Consider the following 9,696-nt stretch of genomic DNA (forward strand, 5'->3'; position numbering starts at 1 on the left):
TGCAAAATCTCGTTTGCGCGGCTGCACAGAAGTGGAGGAAGTGCCAAGCGAAGCTGAACTACACAATACAAAACTCTCCTTAATAGTTAAAGCTGGTTTCGTTATTTTTGGGAATTTTCACGGTTCCATGTGCACTTCTCGATGATATAACGGGGGCGCTGCTTTGTCTCCAGATAGATCTTGCCGATGTACTCGCCGATCACGCCCAGGCACAGCAGCTGGATGCCGCCCATGAAGCAGACGATGCTGGTGGTGGAAGCCCAGCCTGCCACCGTGCTGCCCAGAATGGCTTCCACCACGGCCCAGATCACGCCCACAAAGCTGATCACGGAAATCAGTGCGCCGAAGCCGGTAATCAGCCGGATGGGTTTCACCGACAGGCTGGTGATGCCGTCAAAGGCCAGAGCCAGCATCTTTTTCAGAGGATAGTGGCTTTCGCCCGCGATGCGCTCGGCCCGCTCGTAGTACACACTGGTGCTCTTGAAGCCAACCAGCGGCACCATGCCCCGCAGGAAAATGTTGACCTCCTTGAAGTTGGCAAACTCGTTCAACACCCGGCTGCTCATCAGCCGGTAGTCCGCATGGTTGAATACCACCTGCGCGCCCATCCAGTTCATCAGCTTGTAGAAGCCCTCGGCGGTAAAGCGCTTGAAGAAGGTGTCGGTGTCCCGCTTGGAGCGCACGCCGTACACCACCTCGCAGCCGTCCCAGTAGGCATCCACCATGGCGTCCATGGCGTTGATGTCATCCTGGCCGTCGCAGTCGATGCTGATGGTGATGTCACACCGGTCCTTCACGGTCATCAAACCGCCCAGCAGGGCGTTCTGATGACCCCGGTTGCGGGAAAGACAGACTCCCTCGAAGTGCTCGTCGCTTTTGGCCAGCTCCTGAATGATGTTCCAGGTATTGTCCTTGGAGCCGTCGTTCACAAAAACCACCCGGCTTTCGGGGGCAACCCGACCCTTTTCAATCAGGCTGTTGATCTTTTCCAGGAACATGCCGCTGGTTACGGGCAGAACCTCCTGCTCGTTGTAGCAGGGAATAACAATGTATAAAATGGGGGCTTTCATAATAGCTTATATCTCCTTTTAACAGTGATATTGACGGGTCAGTTCCGCCTTATTCAGCAGCTTGAAGCTGTTTTTGTAGGTTTCAATCAGGCCCTCATCCCGCATGCGGGAGATCTCCCGGCTGAGCGCGCTGCGTTCGCAGTTCAGGTAATCCGCCAGCCCGGCACGGGAAAAGGGGATAGTAAAGGTGTCAGCTCCGGCCCGGGCGGCCTCCTCCAGCAGATAGGCGCACAGTTTGCTGCGCAGGCTCTTTAAAATCAGCAGGTCCACCCGGCGGTTCAAAGCGAAGTATTTGTCCGAAATGGTGCACACCAGATTCTGCATCAGCTGAAAATGACTGCCGTGCATCCGAGCGCAGGGGTGCAAAATCTTCTGATAGGGGACGAACAGCACCTGGCAGTCGGTTTTGGCGATCACCGTGACCGGGCTTTTTGTGCTGCTGCCGCTGAGTACGTCGCCGAACAGACTTCCTGCTTCCATCAGGGTGATGGCTACGCTGCCGCCGTCCGGTGTGTTTTTTACCGCCTCCACCTGCCCGGCCAGCACGATGCCCACATCCCGCATTTCATAGCCGGAAAGCAGCACGATCTCGCCCTTGGAAAAAGCGCGGGCGGCGGGCTGGAAACACTCCATGGTCATGCGCAGCTCCGCCAGGCTCAGGCCCCGGAACAGGGTGGTTTGCAGCAGGATGGGAAGGTGATCTTCCAGTAGAATGGAATTGCGCATGGCATTGGCTCCTTTGTGCGGGTGGTTGGTTGCCGCCGCAACGGCATAATTTCTTTTATTATAGTAGAATACAAATAAAAAGGCAAACCGGATCTTACCGGAACAACTGCCCAGAAGGAGAGAACTTTCATGAAACGTTTGTTGAGCATGGTAATGGCGGCCGCGATGGCCCTGAGCCTGGCTGCCTGCGGCAGCACCGGCACTCCCAGCAGTACCGCGTCTTCCCAGGCGGCTTCCTCTCAGGCTGCGTCCAGCGCGCCTGCCTCCAGCCAGGCGGAAAGCACTGCCGCAAGTGCTTCTGAGAGCACCGCCGCCGACGGCGCCATGCGCATTGCGGGCCTGCAGGGTCCCACCACCATGGGTATGGTCAAGCTGATGAAGGACCAGGAGAGCATGGAGAGCCCCTTGTATGAGGTGACCATGTACGGCGCAGCGGATGAGATTGTGCCGCTGCTCACCAAGGGCGAGCTGGACGCGGCGGCCATCCCCGCCAACCTGGCCGCTACCCTGTACCAGAAGACCGAGGGCCAGATTCAGGTGGCTGCGGTGAACACCCTGGGCGTTCTGTATGTGGTGACCACCGGCGACGAGGTGGCCAGTGTAGCCGACCTGGCCGGCAAGACCATCTACTCCACCGGCAAGGGCACCACCCCCGAGTACGTGCTCAACTACATCCTCAGTGAAAACGGCATTGACCCGGCCAAGGATGTGACCATCGAGTACAAGAGCGAGGCCACCGAGGTACTGTCCACGCTGCAGAGCGCGGGCGAAGGCGCCGTGGCGGTTCTGCCCCAGCCCTATGTGACTGCCGCCCAGGCTCAGGTAGAGGGCCTGACCGTGGCGCTGGACCTGACCGAGGAATGGAATAAGATTGACCCGGATTCCCAGCTGATCACCGGTGTGCTGGCTGTGCGCAGCGACTACGCCGAGCAGCATCCCGAGGAGCTGGAGGCCTTCCTGGCGGACTACCGCAGCAGCATTGAGTGGGTGACCGCCAACACCGCCGATGCGGCCCAGCTGGTGGCGGAGTATGGCATCGTGGCCAAGGCCCCCCTGGCCGAGAAGGCTCTGCCCGCCTGCAACATCACCTACATGGACGGCGCGGACATGAAGCAGGCCCTGAGCGGCTATCTGGACGTGCTGTACCAGCAGGATGCCGCTTCGGTGGGCGGCGCACTGCCGGGCGACGACTTCTACTATGGAGTGGAATAAACGAATCAAACAAGCGGCCGCCATCCTGTTTTGGGTGGCGGTCTGGCAGTTTGGGGCCATGGCGATTCCCCAGAAATTTCTGCTGGCCTCCCCTCTGGAAACCCTGGAAAAGCTGGTGGGCCTTGTGCCCACCGCAGTGTTCTGGCAGCGGGTGGGCTTCAGCGCCCTGCGTATTCTGGCGGGCTTTTTCAGCGCGCTGGCGGCGGGTGTGGTGCTGGCGGCGGCCAGCGCCTGGCTGGAGCCGGTGCGGGTGCTGATCCAGCCGCTGATGCAGCTGATCAAGGCGGTGCCGGTGGCCAGCTTTATCATCCTGGCTCTTTTGTGGGTGCGCAGTGCCAACCTGGCGGTGCTCATCGGCTTTTTGATGGTGCTGCCGGTGGTGTATACCGCGGTGCTGGAGGGCATCCAGCAGACCGACCGGCAGCTGCTGGAAATGGCGAAGGTGTTCTGTATTCCCTTTTCCCGGGCTTTGTGGGCCATCTGGCTGCCCCAGGTCTGGCCCTATTTTGTGCAGAGCTGTACCGTGGGCATGGGCCTTGCCTGGAAAAGCGGCATTGCCGCCGAGGTCATCGGCCTTCCGGACGGCAGCATCGGCGAGGCGCTGTATCAGGCAAAGCTCTATCTGGAGACCGGCGAGCTGTTCGCCTGGACGGCGGTGATCGTACTGGTGAGCGGTGCGTTTGAAGCAGTGTTTGTCCGGCTGCTGGCGGCAGCGGGCAGGCGGCTGGAAGGAGGCGGCGCATGAAGGCGGTGCTGAGCGGCGTGAGCAAGCGTTACGGGGACCAATGGGTGCTGCGGGACCTGAACCTGACCCTGGAGGGCACCAACGTGCTGATGGCACCTTCCGGCCGGGGCAAGACCACCCTGGCCCGGCTGTTGTTGGGACTGGAAGCGCCGGATGCGGGCCGGGTGGAAACCGACGGCCGGATCGTGGCCCAGTTCCAGGAGGACCGGCTCTGCGGCCAGCTCACAGCAGTGGGCAATGTGGCCCTGTGCTGCCCCCAGCTGCGGCGGGAACAGATCGAAACGGCTCTAACCCAGCTGGGCCTTTGCGAAGAGGACTGGTCCAAGCCTGCACGGCAGCTGTCCGGCGGGCAGGCCCGGCGGGTGGCATTGGCCCGGGCGGTGCTGGCCCCGGCAGAGGGTGTGATTCTGGACGAGCCCTTTAAGGGTCTGGACGAGGAAACGCGCCAGCGGGCCATGAACTGGGTGAGCCGGATGATGGAAGGCCGCTGGCTGCTGCTCATCACACACGACGAGCAGGAGGGCGAAGCCTTCGGAGGAGCCAGTGTGGAAATTTTGTAAACTGCAGAAAAACGGATAAAAAGCAAACAGATTGTATCAGGCAGTTTTGCCCGCACCTTCATCTTAAATTGTGCGGTATTGCCTAAAATTTACAATCTGTTTGCTTTTGTTTTTGACAATTTGCTTGTAAGCGCCGGGGTCAAAGACTATAATAAAGGTAACGACAGGACCGGCCCGCGCCGCCCCGTTCGGGTGTAGGTGCGGGCGGCAATAAAGGAGGCCCCGCAGGATATGAAGCTTACATTTTTGGGCGCAGCCCATGAGGTCACCGGAAGCTGTTATCTGCTTCAGGCAAACGACCAGAACATCATGATCGACTGCGGCATGGAGCAGGGCAAGGATATTTATGAAAATCAGCCCCTACCGCTGGCACCCGGCCAGGTGGACAGCCTGCTGCTCACCCACGCCCACATCGACCATTCCGGCCGCATCCCGCTGATGGTGAAAAACGGGTATCGGGGGCCGGTGTTTGCCACCACCGCCACCGCCGAGCTGTGCAACATCATGCTGCGCGACTCCGCCCACATCCAGGAATTTGAGGCGGAATGGCGCAACCGTAAGGCAAAGCGTTCGGGCGCGGCGGAATACGAGCCCATCTACACCATGCAGGATGCGGAGGACGCACTGAAGCTGTTTGAACCGATTGATTACGGCGAGACCTTTAATGTGGCCCACGGCGTGAAGGGCCGGTTTGTGGATGTGGGCCATCTACTGGGCTCGGCCAGCATCGAACTATGGGTTACCGAGGGAGAAGTCACCAAAAAGCTGGTCTTCTCGGGCGACATCGGCAACGACCACCAGCCGCTGCTCAAGGACCCGCAATACATTTCCGAAGCGGACTATGTGGTGATGGAATCCACCTACGGCGACCGGAGCCACGGTCCCCGGCCGGATTACGTGACCGAGCTGGCGGGGGTCATTCAGGAGACCTTCGACCGGGGCGGCAATCTGGTCATCCCCAGCTTCGCGGTGGGCCGTACCCAGGAAATGCTGTATTTCCTGCGGCAGATCAAGGAGCAGAACCTGGTGAAGGGCTACGGCGACTTCACCGTCTATGTGGACAGTCCGCTGGCCGTGGAGGCCACCCATATCTTCCGGGATCAGTGGTCGGAATGCTACGACGAGGAGGCTCGGGCACTGGTGCAGCAGGGGGTCAATCCCATCAGCTTCAAGGGCCTGAAGCTGGCCGTGAGCAGCGACGATTCCAAGGCCATCAACTTTGACCAGAGCCGCAAGGTGATTCTTTCTGCCAGCGGTATGTGTGAGGCGGGACGCATCCGCCATCACCTGAAGCATAACCTGTGGCAGCCCCAGTGCACCGTGCTCTTCGTGGGATACCAGAGCCCCGGCACCCTGGGCCGCGCTCTGGTGGAAGGCGCCAAGGAGGTCCGGCTGTTCGGCGAGACCATTGAGGTGCGGGCTCAGATCAAGGTGCTGGCAGGCGTTTCCGGCCACGCAGACAACGAGGGCCTGATGCGCTGGGCCGCCGCCTTCAAGGACCATAAGCCTCAGCATGTGTTTGTGACCCATGGTGAAGACACCGTCTGCGATATCTTTGCCAACCGGCTGATGGCCGAGCTGGGCTACTCCGCCAGCGCTCCCTACAACGGCGCGATTTACGATCTGGTAAGCGGTCACTGCCTGGCTTTGGGCAACCGCAAGCGCATCGAGGAGAAGAAGGCAGGCCTGCGCAGTCAGAACCCGGTGTTCCGCCGCCTGCTGGATGCCGGTCATCGCCTGCTGAACATCATCAAGGCCAAGGAGGGGCACGCCAACAAGGAGCTGGCCCGCATGGCAAGCCAGGTGGAAGCTCTGTGCGAGAAATGGGAGGATTGACCCGGAAAACTGTAGAAAATAATAAAAAGTATACGATTTGTAAAAAAGCTGTATAAAAAGTCCACCCGCTTTCGAACAAAACCGAAGGCGGGCGGATTTTTAACGGTGTAATATTCTCCGTGAAGATTGGAGGAAAGCTGCAGATGCAGCTTCAGTCCAACAATTCGCACAGGATGCTGTTCTGAATAATCAACCCGGCAGGGGTGAGGGTGAGCACGTTGTTTTGAAAGCGGGCATACCCGGCGGTCACACATTTTTCTACAAAACGCAATTGCTTTTGCGAAAATTCCACATTGTATTGCGCTTTCAGGGCGTTCAGGTCCAGGCCGCTGGTCAGCCGCAGCTGCAACAGGATGTAATCCTCCGCGTCGCAGCCGCCGTCCTGCACCGGCTGGCAGTTCGGGTCCAGAAAGGCATGGGTGTCGCCGGGCCAGTAAAAGCGCCTGTCGTTTACGCAGCTGTGGGCCGCGGGGCCAAGCCCCAGATAATCCTGGCAGTTCCAGTATAAAAGGTTGTGCTTCCCCTCGAAGCCGGGGCGGGCAAAGTTGCTGATTTCGTACTGGGCAAAACCGGCCTTTTCCAGCTGCTCCACACCGTATAGGTAAAAATCCGCGGCAGCGTCCTCGTCCGGCAGCCCGGCGGGAGGGCTTTTGCCGAAGGCAGTGCCTGGCTCGATCTTCAGCAGATAGGCTGAGATGTGGGTGGCACCGCCGGAAGCAATCAGCTCCAGGGTAGCGTCGAACTCCTGCCGCGTATAGTGGGGCAGGGCCATCATGATGTCACCGCTGATGTTGGCAAAGCCCGCCCGGCGGGCGGCGGCAAAGGCCTGGCGGCTCTGGGCGGCGGTGTGGGGGCGGCCCAGACGGGTCAGGCTTTCATCAAAGGCGGTCTGCACCCCCAGACTCAGCCGATTCACCCCCGCCTGCAAAAAGCCGGTGAGGCTGGCTTCGTCCACGGTTTCCGGGTTTGCCTCCAGCGTTACCTCCGCGCCGGGGGCGGGGGAGGCGGCGGAGATGAGGCGGGCGGCCTGCTCCGGCGTTAAAAGGCTGGGGGTACCGCCGCCGAAGTACACCGTATCCGGATGCTCCGGCAAAAGACCCTGCCGGCGAAAGCGGTCCATCCGGAGCACCAGCGCGTCCACATATTCCTGCGGAACGCCCCGGCTGCCGCCCTTGGAGTAAAAATCACAGTAGCGGCATTTGGCCAGGCAATAGGGGATATGAAGATAAAGACCAAAGGCCATGAAAAACGCTCCTTCCGCCGGTGTTGTTTTCGAATGCCGCACCGGCTTTTTGGGGATCTTGTCACAAAGTCATTATAAAAGATTTTGATTTTATTTACAAATCCAGATATAATATACGATATAATCAGTCTTAAAGAAAGGATCTGATGATATGAACGATTACAATCAATGGAACAATTCCGGCCCTAACACCGTTTATATGAATGAAAAATTCCAGTACGAGACCCTGAGCAACTACACCGCGAAAACCTTTTTGTGGATGTTTGCGGGCCTGCTGGTCACCTTCGGTGTATCGTTGGCGGCCTATGCGAGCAATCTGGGCTTCTACCTGCTGCGTTCCAGCTTCGCCTTCTTTGGTCTGGCGATTCTGGAGATCGTGCTGGTTATGGCGCTGGTCTCCCGGCTGCACAGCATGAGCGTGGGCTCGGCCCGGGCGCTGTTTTTCGTCTATGCGGCGGTGAATGGTCTTGTGTTCAGCTCCTACCTGTGGCTGTATGGCATGGGTGATGTGCTCATGGCCTTTGGCGCGGCTGCGTTGTACTTCGGCGTGATGGCCGCCTACGGCTACCTGACCAAGCGGGACCTGACCAGCTGGCGCACCCCGCTGATGGTTGGCCTGATCGTGCTGATGATCGTAAGTGTGATCGGCATGTTCTTTATGAGCGGGTCCAGCATCCTGTTCAGTATTCTGGGCATCGTGATCTTCTCCTGCTACACCGCTTACGACACCCAGAAGATCAAGGCGCTGTACTTCGCCTACGCAGGCAACGAGGCCATGGCGAAAAAGGCCTCCATCTTTGCGGCGCTGCAGCTGTATCTGGATTTCATCAACCTGTTTTTGTACCTGCTGCGCATCTTCGGTCGCAGCCGGGACTGATCGGAACTGAATCACCCAGGCGGGAGCCACCGGCTCCCGCCTTTTTCTGCGCCTGAAGGGGCGGGCAACAGGCTGTTGCTTGCGGCGTGCCGTGGGCCGGTGCTATACTGAGGGCAGAAAACCGGCATGGCGCCGGGCGGAAAGCGGGGCAATACCATGAGCGAACAGCAGCAAACAAAAACAGAGCAGAGTAAGGACTTCGGCGGCAGGCTGGCGGCCTTGCGCCGGGCGGCGGGTCTGAGCCAGCAGCAGCTGGCCGGGCAGCTGTTCGTGACCCGGCAGGCGGTGAGCCGCTGGGAGCAAAACCGAACCCAGCCGGACCTTGCCACCCTGCAACAGTTGACCGAAGCGCTGGGCTGCAGCCTGGATGAGCTGGTGGGCGGGCTGGACCCGGATGCCTCGTTCCGCCGCCGCTGTGCCGCCTGGCAAAAGGCCACCCGATTTGCCTTCTGGCTGGCACTGGCAGTACAGCTTGGGCTGTTTGTGCTGGGGGCAGCGCGGGGGCAGCTGGACTGGGTACTTTTGCCGGTGCTGCTGTTTTTGTGCGGCGGCAGCCTGCACCCGATGCTGGCGGTGATGATCTCCAGCGGCGACTATACCATGCTGGCGGGCTATGACCCGGACGCGGCTTATGATAGAAAAAAGCTGGAAACTCTGGTGCGTGCCATGGATCTGTGGGTTCAGCTGACCACGGCAGGCATCAGTCTGATCGCGGTGCCGCTGGCGTTTATTCCCGGTGAATGGAGTTTTGGTGTTCTGCTCCTGGTTCAGACAATCGGGCTGTTGGGGGCCATCGGCTGCGCCCAGTACAAATACGGCCGGAATCTGGTCACCGGGTATCCCGGTCTTGCGGCCAAAGCGAAGCCGGGGTGTGAGCTGGCAAAGGATATCCAGACCCAGCAGGCAAAGCCGGTGCTCTGGTGGAGCGGGCTGTTCGGGGCGCAATTCTTTCTCTGCCTTTTCTGTGCGGGGGTGTTCCGCATCCCCAACAACAGCCCGGGAGCCATAGCGCAGATAGCCACCATGCTGCCGGGCGTCTGCCTGGGCATCGTCTTTTTGCTGTGCCAGACGAGCCGGGCAAAACGAATGGCGGCCGAGGGGCAAAGATGGAAAATGAACAAAAGCGGAGCGGCCATGCTGCTGGGCGCGGCGGCGCTGATGGTTCTGCAGCTGCTGGCGGCTGTATTCATGCAGGGCGGCGGCAGCTGGTGAATCACTTTGTGAATTGGATGACCAATAGGAAAAACACCCCGATGCCTCAGCCAACGTGACATAAGAAACCAACGGTTCTGCCGTAGGATTTTGGCGCACAAAATGTTCAAAGGGACGGGCAAGCCACCAAGGCTTGCGCCGTCCCTTTTCGCAATTTCTGCATCCAAAATCCTGGGGCACGGGCTGCGGGCGCTTCAATGATGCGCCCGCTCTGC

General features: G+C 59.6%; 9 protein-coding genes. 6 read left to right on the forward strand and 3 right to left on the reverse strand.

The genetic code is table 11. The features are described from left to right. Positions 1-101: 101 nt before the first annotated feature. Positions 102-1,070, reverse strand: coding sequence for a glycosyltransferase family 2 protein (locus PH256_RS03960; RefSeq protein ID WP_087183425.1), 969 nt, complete (start codon positions 1,068-1,070; stop codon positions 102-104). Positions 1,071-1,088: 18 nt separating this feature from the next. Further along, positions 1,089-1,796 (reverse strand): Crp/Fnr family transcriptional regulator, encoded by a 708-nt coding sequence (locus PH256_RS03965; protein WP_242956099.1) that lies wholly within the window; start codon positions 1,794-1,796, stop codon positions 1,089-1,091. Positions 1,797-1,925: 129 nt separating this feature from the next. Between PH256_RS03965 and PH256_RS03970 the strand changes: the two genes are divergently transcribed. The 4 genes from PH256_RS03970 (at position 1,926) to PH256_RS03985 (ending at position 6,149) form a co-directional block, all read left to right on the forward strand. Beyond that, complete coding sequence (locus PH256_RS03970) at positions 1,926-3,008, forward strand: ABC transporter substrate-binding protein (protein WP_270913075.1); 1,083 nt, start codon at positions 1,926-1,928, stop codon at positions 3,006-3,008. Beyond that, entirely contained in the window at positions 2,995-3,753 is a 759-nt protein-coding gene (locus PH256_RS03975) for an ABC transporter permease (protein WP_270913077.1), read from the forward strand. The genes PH256_RS03970 and PH256_RS03975 overlap by 14 nt, the downstream gene beginning before the upstream one ends. After that, the gene (locus PH256_RS03980; protein WP_270913078.1) at positions 3,750-4,313 is read left to right on the forward strand and encodes an ATP-binding cassette domain-containing protein; all 564 of its coding nucleotides are present in this window, start codon (positions 3,750-3,752) and stop codon (positions 4,311-4,313) included. The genes PH256_RS03975 and PH256_RS03980 overlap by 4 nt, the downstream gene beginning before the upstream one ends. Positions 4,314-4,544: 231 nt before the next feature. Further along, a complete protein-coding gene (locus tag PH256_RS03985) occupies positions 4,545-6,149 on the forward strand; it encodes an MBL fold metallo-hydrolase RNA specificity domain-containing protein (RefSeq protein ID WP_087183421.1) in 1,605 nt (534 codons plus the stop codon). A gap of 151 nt (positions 6,150-6,300) precedes the next feature. On the opposite strand, the gene hemW is transcribed toward PH256_RS03985, so the two are convergent. Beyond that, complete coding sequence (gene hemW, locus PH256_RS03990) at positions 6,301-7,392, reverse strand: radical SAM family heme chaperone HemW (protein ID WP_270913079.1); 1,092 nt, start codon at positions 7,390-7,392, stop codon at positions 6,301-6,303. Between the two features lie 151 nt (positions 7,393-7,543). Between hemW and PH256_RS03995 the strand changes: the two genes are divergently transcribed. Beyond that, entirely contained in the window at positions 7,544-8,269 is a 726-nt protein-coding gene (locus tag PH256_RS03995) for a Bax inhibitor-1/YccA family protein (protein WP_242956098.1), read from the forward strand. 156 nt (positions 8,270-8,425) lie between these two features. Then, complete coding sequence (locus PH256_RS04000) at positions 8,426-9,481, forward strand: helix-turn-helix domain-containing protein (protein ID WP_270913081.1); 1,056 nt, start codon at positions 8,426-8,428, stop codon at positions 9,479-9,481. Positions 9,482-9,696 lie beyond the last annotated feature (215 nt).

Origin of the sequence: Allofournierella sp. CML151, from assembly GCF_027853465.1 — a bacterium.
Taxonomy (GTDB): Bacteria; Bacillota; Clostridia; order Oscillospirales; family Ruminococcaceae; genus Allofournierella.

Excerpts from the sequence above, each read along its gene's own strand:
- PH256_RS03960 (WP_087183425.1), bottom strand. The coding sequence starts at position 1,070 with ATGAAAGCCCCCATTTTATACATTGTTATTCCCTGCTACAACGAGCAG.
- PH256_RS03965 (WP_242956099.1), bottom strand. The coding sequence starts at position 1,796 with ATGCGCAATTCCATTCTACTGGAAGATCACCTTCCCATCCTGCTGCAA.
- PH256_RS03970 (WP_270913075.1), top strand. The coding sequence starts at position 1,926 with ATGAAACGTTTGTTGAGCATGGTAATGGCGGCCGCGATGGCCCTGAGC.
- PH256_RS03975 (WP_270913077.1), top strand. The coding sequence starts at position 2,995 with ATGGAGTGGAATAAACGAATCAAACAAGCGGCCGCCATCCTGTTTTGG.
- PH256_RS03980 (WP_270913078.1), top strand. The coding sequence starts at position 3,750 with ATGAAGGCGGTGCTGAGCGGCGTGAGCAAGCGTTACGGGGACCAATGG.
- PH256_RS03985 (WP_087183421.1), top strand. The coding sequence starts at position 4,545 with ATGAAGCTTACATTTTTGGGCGCAGCCCATGAGGTCACCGGAAGCTGT.
- hemW (WP_270913079.1), bottom strand. The coding sequence starts at position 7,392 with ATGGCCTTTGGTCTTTATCTTCATATCCCCTATTGCCTGGCCAAATGC.
- PH256_RS03995 (WP_242956098.1), top strand. The coding sequence starts at position 7,544 with ATGAACGATTACAATCAATGGAACAATTCCGGCCCTAACACCGTTTAT.
- PH256_RS04000 (WP_270913081.1), top strand. The coding sequence starts at position 8,426 with ATGAGCGAACAGCAGCAAACAAAAACAGAGCAGAGTAAGGACTTCGGC.